Here is a 15203-nt window from a genome sequence, read left to right as displayed (position 1 = left end):
AGACAAATCATGACATTAACGTAAAACAAGGCTTACATTATCCATCCAGATACATTAGTCGGAAGAGCTGAGAAATATTCACTGGCAGTGAAAGTGGCGTTAGAGCTTTAGCTCTTACACCACCGGGCGTGTTTGGAGACTCGCCGAATTTGCGAGGCTTCAAACCGAGATTCGAGACCTTGGCCCGAATCGGTCCGCACAGCCAGTGAATATTTCTCAGCTCTGGAGACGGCAAATTTAATTAAACATTTCCCAATTTCAGTCAAAATCAACTAAAATAGGGGTTAGGTGTGATAATATTAATTTTAATCTATTTAAATTTGGGGTTTTAGTAATGACATTTAAATCAGGAATTGCAACATTTACAGGCAAAACATCTTACTTTATCTTGAGTAAATTTTTCAACGGTGGTTCTTCATACCCCGGTAAAATTGCTTACAAGATTGATCCAGATATTTTAAAAAGTCTTGGCAAAGATTACGACTTAATCGTTGTTACTGGTACTAATGGTAAAACTTTGACGACATCTTTAATCAACAAGATGCTTGTTCAAAAGTTTGATGACGTTTTAACTAATCCAACTGGCTCGAACATGATTCAAGGAATTGTTACGAGTTTCGTTACTCATCACAAAAAGAGTAAGCGTCCTATCGCTGTTTTGGAAGTTGATGAAGCTAATGTTCCAATCATTTGTAGCTACATCAAGCCAAAGTATTTCGTGCTAACAAATATTTTCCGTGACCAAATGGACCGTTATGGGGAAATTTATACAACTTATCAAAAAATTCTTGACGGTATCAAGATGGCTCCTGATGCTACAATCATCGCTAACGGTGATGCTGCTATCTTTGCTTCAAAAGATTTACCTAATAAAGTTGTTTATTACGGTTTTTCTGACAAAGGTCATGAAACTGAGGATTTCAAGGCTCCAACTAATACTGATGGTGTCCTTTGTCCTAAGTGCAATCACATTATGCATTACCATATGATTTCTTACGCTAACTTGGGTAGCTACTTCTGCCCTAACTGTGGTTTCAAGCGTCATGAGTTGAAGTATCAAGTGACTGACATTTCAACATTATTACCTAACAAAACAGAATTTGAAATTGACGGCAACAAGTTCAATATGAATATCGGTGGTAAATATAATGTTTATAATGCCTTAGCCGCCTACGCAATTGCCTCTGAAATGGGTATCAATGTTGAACAAATGCAAAAAGCTTTCGCCTATGATGAAAAAGTCTTTGGTCGTCAAGAAACAATCAACGTTGATGGCAAGGATGTCAATATCATCTTAGTTAAGAACCCAGTTGGTTTGAACCAAGTTATCGAAACTGTTTTGAGTGACAAAGATCCATATTCACTTGCTTTCTTATTAAATGCTAATTATGCAGATGGTCTTGATACAAGTTGGATCTGGGACGCTAATTTCGAAGACTTCGATTACGACAAATTGCCATTAGTTATCACTGGTGGTAAACGTGTTAAGGATGTTACATATCGTTTCAAGATTGCTGGTCTTGATATGAATAAAAATATTGAAACAGTTGAAATTGACGATTTCGTCAAAGAAATTCCTAATATTCCAACTGAAAAAATTTACGTCTTAGCAACTTATACGGCAATGCTTGGCTTACGCAAGGCATTGATGGACAAGGGTTATATTAAACAAAAGTAATAAAATAAGCCTCTCAATTGGAAACCAATCCAACTGAGGGGCTTTTTTTGTTTTAATTTAATATTATTTACTTTCATTCAAAAAAGCATCTAAAATTGTTTCCCGACGCTCCAAGAACAATTGGTTATTTTGAATTGGATGAACTCGATTTGTCATTACGACCATGGCTGTTTGATGTTGATAATCTAAAGCCAAAAATTCTCCAGTGTAACCAGTATGGAATAATACATGACCTGAGCCATCAGGCTTCACGTCCCATCCTAATGAGCGACCAGGATCAAGCGTTGTGAAATTATGATACAAAAATTTCTTGTCAGTTTTCAACATATCTTGTGCAAATTTCATCACATCATCTAACGTTGCAAACATACCTGCAGAACCACAGTGCTTACCTAATTGACGAGCTTTAGGGTCATTGGCAACACCTTGTAGCATCTGACCATTGACCTCATATGTTGGCACACAACGTTTAGGATCTGGATCAAAAGTCGCATCTTTCAAACCTTCTGGCTCAATGATATATTTCATAATCGCATCTTGAACTGGCATATGATAAAACTTTTCAATTACTAGACCTAAGAAAATCAATCCAGTATCCGTGTAGACGACTTTTTTATTGAAAGTGTCAGTAACAGGCAATTTTAAGAGTGCTTGAATCAATTCATCACTGTCCAAAGCATCACGATTAGGAATATAACCGTGAATTCCAGAAGTATGTGTAATCAAGTGGAACAGTTCGACCCGGTCATCAGCAAATTCAGGTAAATATTTTTTAATGGGATCGTGTAAATTAATTAACTTTTCATCTAACATTTTTAAAATCAAGGGAACAGTCCCCATGACCTTCGTTAATGAGGCTAAATCGTGTAATTCATCACCTTTGAGCGGAGTTATCTCAGGAACCCACTCCTTATTACCATAAATGAATTTCTGCGTCTGAGCCGAATTTATGAAGCCAAAACTAGCTCCTGGGACAATTCGTTTATTAACTAAATCAATAATTTGTGCTTTGGTCTCTTCAAAATTTGCCATATTTTTTTACCCTTCAGAACTTTTTATATATGCCGCCTGCGGTTGTAAGGGACAAAGTCTGCTGTGGGACCGCCTGGAGCCAAGGTCTCCAGGCTCGATTTTGAGCTTCGCATAACCCGCGAATCTCAAAACTCGTCCTGTGGTGTAAGTGCTAAAGCACTAACACCACTATCACTGCTGACTTTGTCCCTTACAACCTCCGGCTAGATTTATTATTGATTAAATACATACACTTATCATCGCTAAATAATAAATTGATTCTAAATAAACTAATTTGTATCCACTAATTTGTATCCATAAGTAATCAAAAATATTTATCTAACCATTATTAACAATTAAAAAAAAATTAAACGACCACAAATGATTCTTTTACAGATTAACTAGTCGGAAGAGCTGAGCAATATTCACTGGCTGTGAAAGTGGCGTTAGAGCTTTAGCTCTTACACCACCGGGCGTGTTTGGAGACTTAACGAACTCTGGTAAGGCTTCAAACCGAGGGCTGAGACCTTGGCTCAGACCGATCCGNCCACCGGGCGTGTTTGGAGACTTAACGAACTCTGGTAAGGCTTCAAACCGAGGGCTGAGACCTTGGCTCAGACCGATCCGCACAGCCAGTGAATATTGCTCAGCTCTGGAGACGGCATATTTATAATCAAACAAAAAAAGAAACGTGCCAACTGACACGTTCCAATTATATATCTATCTATTTTACAAAGCGACATTTCCAGCGAATTGTGAATTGTAAAGATCAGCATAGAAGCCATTCTTTGCCATCAACTCCTCGTGATTACCTGTTTCAACAATTGAACCATGATTCATAACAATAATCTTGTCAGCATCTTGGATTGTTGAAAGTCTGTGGGCAACAACGAAACTTGTCCGATTCTTCAAAAGTCGTTCCATCGCATGTTGAATATGTAATTCAGTTCTTGTATCAACAGATGATGTGGCTTCATCAAGAATCAAAATTTCTGGGTCAGCAACGAAGGCCCGGGCAATTGTAATCAATTGTCTTTGACCTTGAGAAATATTGGAAGCTTCTTCGTTTAAGACAGTGTCGTAACCCTTAGGCAATTGACGAACAAAGTTATCAACGTGGGCTGCCTTAGCTGCTGTGATAATTTCTTCTTTCGTCGCATCCTCACGACTGTACTTCAAGTTATCGTAAATTGAACCGGTAAAGAGCCATGTATCTTGAAGCACCATTGCATAGTGGCTTCTGACTTCTTCACGTGTCATGTTACGAACATCTTTTCCACCTAACTTGATAGAACCACCGTTAACGTCATAAAAACGTTCGAGCAAGTTGATGATGGTTGTCTTACCAGCACCAGTTGGCCCAACAATAGCCACCATCTCACCTGGTTTAACGTTCAAGTTGTAATCTTCAAGCAAGGTTGGACGACCTTCATAACCAAACTTAACGTGGTCCAAAGTAACTTTGTCATCAATATCAACATCAGGTACATCAACTTTGTCATTGTTCATTTCAGGTTCATCCAAAATTTCAAAGACACGTTCCGCTGAAGCAACAGTTGCTTGAATTGTATTCGTCAAGTTAGCTAGTTGAGCGATTGGTTGTGAAAATTGATTCATGTATTGCAAGAAAGCCTGGATATTACCTAAAGAAATATTACCATTGGCAACTTGAATACCACCATACATGGCAACGAAAACATAACCTAAGTTATTAACAAAAATCATCAAAGGCATAACGATACCTGAGATCAATTGTGCTTTCCATGAAGCCTTGTATAACTTAGCGTTTTCCTTTTCAAACTCGTCAATTGATTCACCTTCGTGGTTAAAACTCTTAACAACGACGTGACCAGAATAGTTTTCTTCAACTTGGTTATTCAAAAGACCTAATGAAGCTTGTTGACGTTTGAAAAACTTTTGTGATTGTGGAGCAATGATACCAACAACAATTAAGCTCAATGGCACAGTTGCTAAAGCAATCAATGTCATCTTCCAACTAATCGTGAACATCATCCAAATAACACCGACGAAAGTTACCGTACTAGTTACGAATTGAGTCAAACTTTGTTGCAAAGTTCCGGCAATATTATCCATATCATTGATAGCACGTGACATGATATCACCGTTTGAATGTGAATCATAATAACTGATTGGTAGTCTTTGCATCTTTGACTTCAAATCGCGTCTTAGTTTGTAAACTGTTCTTTGTGAGATTCTCGTCATCGCAAATTGTTGAATAAAACTAAAGATAGCAGAAGCTAGATACATCAAGATAACAATCATAATGATATGTTCAATCTTAGTGAAGTTGATTGGTAAGCCGTTGATCTTCAAACCAGCTTTTTGTTGAGCAATACCAGTCATTAATCCTTTATAAATCTCAGTTGTAGCTTCACCCAAGATCTTAGGAGTCTTAATTTGGAAAATAGCGGAAGCAATCGCTAAGGCTAAAACAACAATCAAGCCCACAATGTAACTTGACATATATTTAGCTAGACGACCTGTTGTCTTCCAGAAGTTCTTTGGCTTCACAACAACCGCTGGACCATGATTACCAGGACCATGTCCAACTGAAGGTGAAGATTGAGGTTTTTTCTCAGCCATTACTTAACCTCCTTTAATTGCGACTCAATAATTTCTTGATAAGTCTTATTATTTTCTTTTAGTTCTTGGTGAGTTCCAAGTCCAACCATCTTACCGTCATCAAGGACGACAATCTGGTCAGCATCAGCAACGGTTGAAATACGTTGACCAACAATGACAACGACCGCTTGACTAATTTTGGCATCATTTTTCAAGGCTGTTCTTAAATTGAGATCAGTCTTGAAATCAAGTGCTGAGAAGGAATCATCAAAGACGTAAATTGAAGAATCCTTAACTAATGCACGGGCAATTGCCAAACGTTGCTTTTGACCACCAGAGAAGTTGTCACCAGCTTGTTCAACTTCACCATCAAGTTGACCATCCAACTCTTTAACGAAATCAGCCGCTTGCGCAATCTCCAATGCGTGCCAAATTTCATCGTCAGTCGCATCTTCCTTACCATAAGCCATATTCTCACGAATTGTTCCCTTAAAGAGAAAGGCCTTTTGTGGCACCATCGAAACAATACTGTTAATATCTTCAGTACTCAATGCCTTAACATCAGTTCCGTTAACACTTACAACACCAGTTTCAGCATCATAAAATCTTGGAATCAAGTTAATCAATGAACTCTTACCAGAACCAGTACCACCGATAATGGCTAAAGTTTGGCCTTTGGTTACCTTGAAATTCAAGTTAGCTAAAGCCAAATTTTCGGCACCGTTATATCTAAAGTTAACATCATTGAAACTAAGTGATGCTTCATCCCCGACCTTGGCAGGTTTAGCAACAACATCAAGCTTGCTTTCTGTTTCAAAAACTTCTTGAATACGAGCAGCTGAAGCTGAAGCACGAGGAACAAACACGAATACCATCGAAAGAATCATGAAACTCATCAAAATTTGCATTGCATAAGTCATGAAAGCAATCATGTTACCAATTTCCATTGATTGATTAGCAATGTAGTGTGCACCTAACCATGTAATACCAACGTTAGTACCACTCATAACTAAAGTAACGACAGGAAACATAACCGCAACAATAGTAAATACCTTAACCGCATTGTTAGTGTAGTCAGCATTAGCATCTTTGAAACGATCTTGTTCGAATTTATCTTGTCTGAAGGCACGGATAACACGAACACCTGTTAATCCTTCACGGAAAACCAAGTTCAAACGATCAGTTTTCTTTTGCATAGCCTTAAATAATGGCACAGCAAAATACATGACTAGTCCAACGACAACAATCAAAACAGGAATTGAAATCAAGAAAATCTTGGTCATTTCTGCATTCTTTTGATAAGCCATAAAACTAGCACCAATCAACATAATTGGAGCCATAATCATCATACGTAACATCATGATCATAACGTTTTGAATTTGAACAACATCATTGGTTGTTCTAGTTGTAAGTGATGAAGTTTCGAATTTATCGAATTCATCGTGTGTAAAGTTTAATATCTTTTTGAACAAATCAGATCTTAATTTCTGACCTAACCCTTGTGATGCTTGTGAAGCCATCAAAACATTCCCAAAAGCGGCGACAACTGTAATAAGTGATACAATAACCATCTTTATTCCGGCTTGTACGATATAATTAGTATCACCAGTGATAACACCCTTGTTAACAATGTCAGATGTAATATTAGGTATATATAGCGTTGCAACAACTTGGAAAATCATGAAGATGACCGCACCAAGAACTTGCCAGCTATTGATTCTACCTCGAGCAATCTTAAACATTTATTCACTCCCTTTAAAACTCTCTGTAGCATTATAGTATTAAAGCACTAATTATCAAAAAATTCTAATAATTATCTCAAATAAGGTGGTATTTTCATGAAGAATACAAAAAATACTTATCATCCCATTAGAGTCATATTTCATATTATAGTCTTTTTAGGACTATTTATACTGGAACAATTACCATTAAGCATTCTAACGTTAACAAAGAAACAGTTAGGAACAAAATATTCCGCTTATCAAAATTACGCACCAATTGCCACTATTGTATTATTAATTATTGCTGCGTCCATAATTATTTTTGTTTTTAAACGAGCCCAAAAGTTTTCCACTCAGAAATTTACTAAAAGTACTTGGATGATTGTTGGTCTAGGAACTATTTTGACATTATTAATCAACGTCGCGACTGTTCCATTTATGCGCAGTACGAATGATAACGTTGAGGCTTTGAAATTAATTGCCAATAATAGTATGGTCATCTTAATTATCTTCACTATTTTTGTTGCACCCATTTTAGAAGAGATTCTCTTCCGTGGAATTTTCATGAACTGGTTTTTCGTCGATCGACCATTTTTATCCATTCTCATCAGTGGTCTGCTCTTTGGATATGTTCACGCACCATTTGCAGCTGATACAGACTGGATCTATGCTTTATCCAAAATTCTCTTAGGAATTGTTCTAGCTGGCGTTTATTATAGAACAAAAAATATCAAGGCTGATATTACAGTTCACTTTTTAAATAACCTACTAGCAATTCTAGGTGGTGCAATTATGTCAGGAGTTATTTTATTTTGAGAAATAATCAAAAAAAGTTCAATGAAGTTTACCAAGATTTATTACGTCGTATCGTCATGTTTGGTGTTTTATCAATGTTGCTGATTGCTAGTGCTCGGGTCACTGGTTGGATCATTATGGAATACGCTGGCTTCGCTAGTGCTATTTATACAATTGTTTTGATTGGGATGTTGATTTACGTGCTTATAATCAAAACTAAGGATGCTAAAAAATAATTAATAATAATCACAACATTCATATTGACAGGATGGCCTGTTTACAGTTAAAATTATGAGTGTTGTTTTAATTGCCCGTTGGTCAAATGGTTTAAGACGCCACCCTCTCAAGGTGGAGTTATGGGTTCGATTCCCATACGGGTGATTTTTTTGTGTCTAAATCATTTTATACGAGCTCTAAGGCTTGCTAAATCAATGTTTTAAGAGATTGAAATTTCATTAAGTTTTATTGATATGTTAGTCAAGCTTAGTCAAAAGCTTAGTCAAAAATATTACTATTGGGGCGGTTAGATCGTTAGTCAAATGACTAACGGTCTTTTTTTATCCTTCAATAGAACAATGTTACTTAAAATTAGGCATACGATTACTATGCAAATTACATTTCTTTTATAGTCTGCAAAATCTGCAATATTATTATTAATATCTTAATTACATCGAATTCCCTTTTTATAAGCCTGCCCTATCTGCCCTTTATCTAAAAAAAGATACCTAACATTGATTAGGTATCTTAGTAAAATATTCACTATTTATAAACTTTATATCCACTGGAACTGAATACAGCACTACGTGCTATTGGTGTTCCGTCTTGTGTTTCAACTAGGATAGTAGGAACGGTCTTCATGTCTTCATTACTTGAGAAAGTAATCATACGATCATAAAGTGGAGCTACATATACCTTTTTTTCTTGTTTATTTAAAGCAGATACTTCATTAGGAACAGTGAATGAAGCCATTCCTTTGGAGTAACTAAACGAAACATCAGGATATTTGTTATTTAAATATGCTTTCATATCAGCAACAAATGTTTGCTCATCCAGTTTCTGATCATCTGACTTAGATTGTTTATCTGAATTAGATTGTTTATCTGAATTAGAGTCATCAGCAGACCCTGCGTTTTCATTACTATTTTTAGTAACAGGTGCTTTTTTAGCTGGAGCAGTGTAGTTAGGATTTACAACTGTAATATCATCTGTATAGCTTTCTTGCAGACCCTTACGTTTTGCAAGAATACTATATTCAACTTGTTTCTTTGTGTTAGATCCATTCAAAGTGAGCGACCATTTCTTATCGTCTCCAACATGAATTGATTTAATCTTTTCATAGTCGTTGTTGTCCACTTCAATATTTGAGTTTTTTGTTGCTGTTCCAGTGATTGTAGCTTTCTGGTTATCGTCCTGCTTAATCTTAATATTGTCATCATCATCAGAATGATCAATAGACAATTGGGTATAAGCAGAATCAGGAATATCACCGATTGAAACATGAACAACGTTAGATTTATTTGGACCATTAACCGCACGTAACTTAAAGTCAGAATCAGATTCCAAATTTTTAAATTGAAATTTACCATTTGAATCAGAAATAACTGATTTTTTAACGTGATCTATTCCGTCAGATTCTTTTAAATTCACTTTTACGTTTGGTCTAGTAGTACCCTTCAATGTACCCTTGGTATTAGTACCAGTAATTTTAACGTTTTTATTATCAACGGCTAATGTGGGCGTAGGATGAAACAAGCTATTTAATGATCCGCCTATAAAACCAACCGCCATTGGAACAACTACTAGAGCAATGACAATCGAAAGTACAAACATAACATTTGAATGATCTAATTTTTGTTTACGACCTTGCCATGTCTTCCTTATGAAATATACAATACCTGCAATGATTAGTATACCTACTATCATTGAACCAAAATCACCAATCATTACGTTAATCCCCCCTAAAATATCTTGATACTTTTAATAAAACGACAAACCAATTTTACTCGTTAAGAATTAATTTGTTAAATCTGTCTGTCTATATTAGCCATTACAACTAAATTAGTAATATATGCATAACACCATTTACTAAATTGATTATTTAACCATTAACTCCCACTTACAAGTGCTACAATTTATAGGTTAGGAATCAGTTATATTAGTTTTAGTCATTTACTTAGTGAATGACTTTTTTTTGCATTTTTATATCATACATGCACCTCATGCATACTTTCCAAAACACTGGTATATCAATGATACAAAAGGAAACTATACACTATGCACGTACTTTAAAACGAGGTAAATCATAGTCCTTATCATTTAATGTTCCTTCATTAATGCATTACTGTATAAAGAATATTTAATAAAGTGAATACCTGCATACTTAGTTTAATAAATGTTAGTTTAATAGCATTTAGCAAATATACACCACTAGATTAACGTGCTTATATTAGTTGCATACTGAATTACACCAATACTGATCTAACGGTATTTAAATAAGTATGCACGTTATTTTATTAATCTTTTTTGATAGTCTCTAAGTCGCTGGTTCAATTTATCATATTCAGGACTATTCTTATTAGGCAAGTTATCATATAACGTCAATGTATCAATTAATAACTCTCTTAAGGGAAACTTGAATACACGTCTTTGTTTACTTGACATATAGCTAAATCCTTTATCGTCCACATAACTAGCATACTTACCAATTGGAACCACAAAAGTATAACTAAAATCACATTTTATTAACGGCAAATTTTTATTAATTAGATCATTACGTCTATTCTTACTCTTAGCAATATCTGCAAAAGCTTGCATAGATATAGAATCAATCTTTTTTTGCCGTTCATTTAAAATTCCCTTGATCTGTTTAATAAACGTTTGCTTTGCAAGTGGATTTCTATAACCACTATCAATACACCAACTTTGATAGCGCTGATACAATGGGTGACTATCAATACGGGCAATGGGTAACTGGGACATAATTTCATTAAAAAATTGTCTTACAGTATCATTGTCTATTTTAAATTCACTCATTAACTCTTTGGATGCACTTGGTTGCGTGTATTCAGTAAAAAAAGGCATCTCTAAGGCTTTCTTTAAGATCCACTCACGTGTTTCTTTAGTTTTAATGTAACTACCTTTAATCTTTTTACCGTCTTTACTGGGCTTGAAATGAGCATTAAAAGGAATAATAATCATACGTCTATACGTGCCACCAGTTTTATTTTTAAAACTAGGCATCTCGTTAGTTGACTGGATAACAGTTCCTTTAAACCTGAAAGATACTGGACTTTTATTTTTACGATCGGTAAATATTACATCTCCTGTAACTGCACTATTGAAATTTGATGAATTATCAATGTAAACGTTAGATTGCAAGTCATCCCCGATATTTACAGTCTTGCCAATTAGCTCATTTATCATAAAATGTTTATCCATGTCATCAGCTTTAAGATGTGATGTATTTTTATCTCCAACAATACCTTGTATTAAATCTTGAAATGTTCCTTTACCGTTAGAGCCATTATTACTTAACCCACCGTTTTGATTACCTAACAAGAATATTGCTTGTTCACGGGAAAAATTACCATTAATGGAATCAGCAATAACCTCGTACAATACATTTTCAATTTCAGCATCATGACATGATAGATCCTTTATAAGACTGCTAGGCGTCCAGTATGAACCGTCTGATAAGCTGTATTTAGGTTCCTTAGCGTTCTTATTATAGTTTGTAGCATCCTTGGATAAAAACCTGTAACTAGGATCAAAGGGAATGAGTGCATTGTTTTCTTGATCGTAAATGCCATTATTAACTGGGACTAACATAGAACTTTGTTCCAATTCATTAATTGATGCTCTTAACATCAGCTTATATCTAACTGCATCTATTTGTTTCTCTGTATAGTTTTCTTCTAGGCTATCTACCATTTCAGCTAAATAAAATTCATTAGTTTCATAGATACCATTATCAAAATTATAGATGCACAATAATGCATCATCTCCATTGGTGGTTTTAAACATTGGAATATACATCTTTATTAATTTAGCAATAGTGGACGGTGAAAGTGATTTACGTGTACGTGCATTAGAGTTTTCATTTTTTAGTTGTTCGTTAATCTCACTTAACCACTCGTTTCTAGTGTCTTTCATCCTATTAATAAGTGTTCTAGCAGTCATTTTTACAGGTTTAAACCTATCTACTGTACCTGATGAAAAAAACTCTCTAAACGACTTGCTAGGAATATTAGCAGAATAATTAAAATGCGCCTTTAATTTTCTAATGTTGTCAGTAGCCCAATTGCTATTATCCATAGCTAGAATGGTCATAGATTGCGTTAATACATTTTGTGTAATATCTCCACTTTGGTAATAACCAACTAAGCCAATTAAAATATTTGAAAAATTACTTTCAGTCATTAAATATTTTTGGTGCCTATTAGTCCATTGTTTCAGTAAATTAATAGCGTAGTCATCATTAATCGTGGCAGTATGCAACGTAGGTTTACTAGAAACGTTAACTTTGGCAATCTTAATCATATAATCATCAACTTTTAACGGTTGTCCCACGTTATTTCTAATAAATTTGTTCATGTCTTTAGTATGGATATTTTTAACAGGTAGTCCCATGACTTGAGACCATTGTTCAGCATTGGAATCATCTTTTACGCCCAATCTTTTACATACATTGGCGATCAATGATTTACGTTCATCTTCCTTAAATGGTCGATCAACGCTAAAAATCACCCTATAACCGTAACCTTTATTTTCATGCACTCCTGTATTACGGTTTACCCACATAAGATTAGAGTTAATACTAGGATATGCTACCCACTCAATACTCTTAAAGCTACTTGATAAATTGTTGAACATCACTGTTTCATCATGTCTTGTCAGGTGATCAATATCTAATATTAATGCATCCCTTGTTAAAAGATTTTCATTAGTTCTAGTAGTAGCCCCATTTTTTAACTCTCCAGATATTACATATTTAGCTTTTAGGTGTTTAAATTTACTATTTCCGTTTTCATCTTTGCCATTAGAATATTGCGGTTTGTAATCTAAAATAAATTGAACAAGGGATTCATTGGATACTTTGGTCAAATTGTTGTTATTCATACCAGTTTGCTCATAGATCAAATAAACACCCCCTTAGTTCAACTTAATAAGTCCTAGGTTTGATAATTCAATTAATGATTTCTTTGTATTTTTTTGAGTTGGTATATCCCCATTAATAGGGATGCTTACTGTGGCTGTGACGTTAATATTATTGCTATTAAGCAACACAAGAGTATTCAAAGCATTATCTGATAGCGAACTTAACACTTTTAAATTAGTAATTTCTGATGATTTTAAATTCAATTTGATTTCCATTTTTATTTATCCTCTTTTATTGAATCATGATAAAATGTAAGGGTATTTGATTAGCAAAATACACGATAGATATTACTTACTTGGTCGGTTAGTAATGTCTATTTTTTTTACATTTTTCAGGTTGTACGTTCTTTTTTAACAGCTCAAGCTTAATTTGCTCATATGTATTACCATTATTAAGCATTTTAATAACTTTGGATTCTAAGACATGATACATAGCCATTTCTTTAGATGTATATATGTCAGTACCAACCACATCAGTACCACATCCACGATCTAATTTTAAAATTTTGGTTGTTTTACCAGTTATCGCTTTACATATTAGATCGGTAATAGCCTTGTAACTCCATTTGTTAAAGTATTGCCATTTACTAATGGTATCAGTAAGGGTACGGCGCACAGGCTTGTCTATTTCCTTATAGATCCTACGTTTAATAATCTCTTGCCTCATGTCGTAGAACTGTCTTACTAAGTTTTCTTTGAAGTCAGCAACAACTTTAGTATTTTTAAAAAATGTAATAAGTAAAGTAGCTTGTTGTTCATTTAATTGAGCAAATTTTTTAGGTCTACCTGCACCCGAATTTCGTTCGATAATCGACTTAAATTCAATCTTGCCAAAATGTTCTAATCTATCTCTATATTGATTAATTCTATGTATTACTGTGCTTTCTTTGAGATGCATTTGTTTAGCAATAATTTCACTTGTTGTAAATGGTTTAGAACTAATCAAAGCATCATTAACAAATACAAGTTCATCCATTCCACGCACTCCCTTTAGTATTCAATTAAGCTTATTTATAACCGCCCCGATAGCTGATTAATTTATTTTAGTGTTCTAATATGTATTGCTTAATTTCTTCTTTGCTGTAAAGCGTTATACCTCTAACAATATGATAAGTAAGACCGTCCTCAATAAAATGATCAAACGTATTATTTGAAACACCTAAATACTTACATGCTTCTTTCTTGCGAAAAAAATCTTTACTATCTAAACTTGCATCCTTACGAGCTTTATCAACAGAGTTAATAACCACCTTGTAAATATCCTCTCCTAGGGATGCTTTTTGATCTTTTGATAATGTTATTTCCATGTCTATACCTCCCTATCTTTTACATATTCTATTAGTCTTGTGTATGTAACGTTACTAACATTTCTTTTTCGCCCATTCAAAACATCTGATAACGTCCACCGATTAACCTTAGTAAGTTTCGCCAATTCCTTAACTGATGTCATCCCTTTGATTCTGACAACATCACTAATGAAATCATCTGTTAATTTTTTCATTTCTTCTCCCTCCGTCCACTTTAAGTGGTCATTAATAATATAACTCCATTTTTTATCTTTGTCCACTTTAAGTGGTTGTATTTTTTGTAATGTAGTAAAATAAACAAAAAGAGGTGATAATACAGAATGAATAATATAAAAAAAGCTAGATTAAGTAAGGGTATTAGCCAAACTAAGCTTGCTAATATATTGAATATTTCAAAACAATCTGTTAGTGCCTACGAAAACGATAGTCGTGAACCTAAATTATCGACTTGGAAAAAAATGTCTACTGCACTTGATGTTTCAATAGGTTACTTACAAGGTGTTAGCGACATTAAAGATCCAGAAATACTTGAAAGTTTCGATAAATTTATAAATACCCAAAAATATGACCCTAAATCAGATTCATTTTTGATAAACAGAAAAGAATCTTTAAATGTACTTAACGAAATATCTACAAACACATTTCTTAAAACTGCTCAAGCCATTCTGTCTCCAGAAACAACAGATCAAAAATATGTGGATATTGCTAACAACTTATCTAATAGAGTAAGTATTAACGAAATCAATACCATACTAAAAGACGTTTTCTGCTTATTATTAGATTCAGCTAGCGGTGACAAAAAGGCTAAAAAATACGAAGACAAAATTGTTGAACTAACTGAACGTTATGATGGTTCTTATGAATTTATAAAACAGGATATGGAGATTGATAAGGAAATAGAAAAAAACAAGAAAAATAATTCAGATATCTAATTACTAGCCTAAACCGCCC

Annotated in this window: 13 protein-coding genes and 1 tRNA gene; 5 read left to right on the top strand and 9 right to left on the bottom strand. The window is 34.4% G+C overall.

Annotated elements, in window-relative coordinates; genetic code table 11:
* Positions 1–334: 334 nt before the first annotated feature.
* Positions 335–1678, top strand: coding sequence for a Mur ligase family protein (locus FD31_RS10140; RefSeq protein WP_057892667.1), 1344 nt, complete (start codon positions 335–337; stop codon positions 1676–1678).
* A gap of 63 nt (positions 1679–1741) precedes the next feature.
* Here the strand turns inward: FD31_RS10140 and FD31_RS10135 are convergent, their stop codons facing one another.
* The 3 genes from FD31_RS10135 to FD31_RS10125 all read right to left on the bottom strand — a co-directional run bounded on the left by FD31_RS10135 (position 1742) and on the right by FD31_RS10125 (position 7014).
* On the bottom strand, positions 1742–2710 hold the full coding sequence (locus FD31_RS10135; RefSeq protein WP_057892666.1) for a serine hydrolase domain-containing protein: 969 nt from the start codon (positions 2708–2710) through the stop codon (positions 1742–1744).
* Between the two features lie 708 nt (positions 2711–3418).
* Positions 3419–5293, bottom strand: a complete 1875-nt coding sequence (locus FD31_RS10130; protein WP_057892665.1) for an ABC transporter ATP-binding protein — start codon at positions 5291–5293, stop codon at positions 3419–3421.
* Positions 5293–7014: an ABC transporter ATP-binding protein gene (locus FD31_RS10125; protein WP_057892664.1), complete on the bottom strand. Its 1722-nt coding sequence runs from the start codon at positions 7012–7014 to the stop codon at positions 5293–5295. Before FD31_RS10125 ends, FD31_RS10130 begins: the two co-directional genes overlap by 1 nt.
* Positions 7015–7110: 96 nt before the next feature.
* On the opposite strand from FD31_RS10125, the gene FD31_RS10120 reads away from it, so the two are divergent.
* The 3 genes from FD31_RS10120 to FD31_RS10110 all read left to right on the top strand — a co-directional run bounded on the left by FD31_RS10120 (position 7111) and on the right by FD31_RS10110 (position 8169).
* A complete protein-coding gene (locus FD31_RS10120) occupies positions 7111–7809 on the top strand; it encodes a CPBP family intramembrane glutamic endopeptidase (RefSeq protein WP_057892663.1) in 699 nt (232 codons plus the stop codon).
* Positions 7806–8024: a hypothetical protein gene (locus FD31_RS10115; protein WP_057892662.1), complete on the top strand. Its 219-nt coding sequence runs from the start codon at positions 7806–7808 to the stop codon at positions 8022–8024. The genes FD31_RS10120 and FD31_RS10115 overlap by 4 nt, the downstream gene beginning before the upstream one ends.
* A 72-nt stretch (positions 8025–8096) precedes the next feature.
* A tRNA-Glu gene (locus FD31_RS10110) sits at positions 8097–8169 on the top strand.
* A 378-nt stretch (positions 8170–8547) separates the two neighbouring features.
* Here FD31_RS10110 and FD31_RS10105 read toward each other — a convergent pair.
* From FD31_RS10105 to FD31_RS10080, 6 genes are all read right to left on the bottom strand, one after another.
* On the bottom strand, positions 8548–9732 hold the full coding sequence (locus FD31_RS10105) for a hypothetical protein (protein WP_057892661.1): 1185 nt from the start codon (positions 9730–9732) through the stop codon (positions 8548–8550).
* 561 nt (positions 9733–10293) lie between these two features.
* Positions 10294–12927: a DNA primase family protein gene (locus FD31_RS10100; RefSeq protein WP_057892660.1), complete on the bottom strand. Its 2634-nt coding sequence runs from the start codon at positions 12925–12927 to the stop codon at positions 10294–10296.
* 12 nt (positions 12928–12939) lie between these two features.
* Positions 12940–13161 (bottom strand): hypothetical protein, encoded by a 222-nt coding sequence (locus FD31_RS10095; RefSeq protein WP_057892659.1) that lies wholly within the window; start codon positions 13159–13161, stop codon positions 12940–12942.
* An 88-nt stretch (positions 13162–13249) separates the two neighbouring features.
* Positions 13250–13921 (bottom strand): Rha family transcriptional regulator, encoded by a 672-nt coding sequence (locus FD31_RS10090; protein ID WP_057892658.1) that lies wholly within the window; start codon positions 13919–13921, stop codon positions 13250–13252.
* Positions 13922–13988: 67 nt separating this feature from the next.
* A complete protein-coding gene (locus FD31_RS10085) occupies positions 13989–14252 on the bottom strand; it encodes a MerR family transcriptional regulator (protein WP_057892657.1) in 264 nt (87 codons plus the stop codon).
* A 2-nt stretch (positions 14253–14254) separates the two neighbouring features.
* Positions 14255–14446, bottom strand: a complete 192-nt coding sequence (locus FD31_RS10080; protein WP_057892656.1) for a helix-turn-helix domain-containing protein — start codon at positions 14444–14446, stop codon at positions 14255–14257.
* Between the two features lie 126 nt (positions 14447–14572).
* Here FD31_RS10080 and FD31_RS10075 point away from each other — a divergent pair, with 126 nt between their 5' ends.
* On the top strand, positions 14573–15184 hold the full coding sequence (locus FD31_RS10075) for a helix-turn-helix domain-containing protein (RefSeq protein ID WP_057892655.1): 612 nt from the start codon (positions 14573–14575) through the stop codon (positions 15182–15184).
* Positions 15185–15203: the final 19 nt, after the last annotated feature.

This window comes from Companilactobacillus nantensis DSM 16982 (genome assembly GCF_001435815.1).
GTDB lineage: Bacteria > Bacillota > Bacilli > Lactobacillales > Lactobacillaceae > Companilactobacillus > Companilactobacillus nantensis.
The sequence above is the reverse complement of the archived record's forward strand: the minus strand, read 5'-3'. Positions and strand labels throughout refer to the sequence as shown.

What these genes read in the sequence shown, in the direction of transcription:
- FD31_RS10140 (WP_057892667.1), top strand. Translation starts at nt 335, where the DNA reads ATGACATTTAAATCAGGAATTGCAACATTTACAGGCAAAACATCTTAC.
- FD31_RS10135 (WP_057892666.1), bottom strand. Translation starts at nt 2,710, where the DNA reads ATGGCAAATTTTGAAGAGACCAAAGCACAAATTATTGATTTAGTTAAT.
- FD31_RS10130 (WP_057892665.1), bottom strand. Translation starts at nt 5,293, where the DNA reads ATGGCTGAGAAAAAACCTCAATCTTCACCTTCAGTTGGACATGGTCCT.
- FD31_RS10125 (WP_057892664.1), bottom strand. Translation starts at nt 7,014, where the DNA reads ATGTTTAAGATTGCTCGAGGTAGAATCAATAGCTGGCAAGTTCTTGGT.
- FD31_RS10120 (WP_057892663.1), top strand. Translation starts at nt 7,111, where the DNA reads ATGAAGAATACAAAAAATACTTATCATCCCATTAGAGTCATATTTCAT.
- FD31_RS10105 (WP_057892661.1), bottom strand. Translation starts at nt 9,732, where the DNA reads ATGATTGGTGATTTTGGTTCAATGATAGTAGGTATACTAATCATTGCA.
- FD31_RS10095 (WP_057892659.1), bottom strand. Translation starts at nt 13,161, where the DNA reads ATGGAAATCAAATTGAATTTAAAATCATCAGAAATTACTAATTTAAAA.
- FD31_RS10090 (WP_057892658.1), bottom strand. Translation starts at nt 13,921, where the DNA reads ATGGATGAACTTGTATTTGTTAATGATGCTTTGATTAGTTCTAAACCA.
- FD31_RS10085 (WP_057892657.1), bottom strand. Translation starts at nt 14,252, where the DNA reads ATGGAAATAACATTATCAAAAGATCAAAAAGCATCCCTAGGAGAGGAT.
- FD31_RS10080 (WP_057892656.1), bottom strand. Translation starts at nt 14,446, where the DNA reads ATGAAAAAATTAACAGATGATTTCATTAGTGATGTTGTCAGAATCAAA.
- FD31_RS10075 (WP_057892655.1), top strand. Translation starts at nt 14,573, where the DNA reads ATGAATAATATAAAAAAAGCTAGATTAAGTAAGGGTATTAGCCAAACT.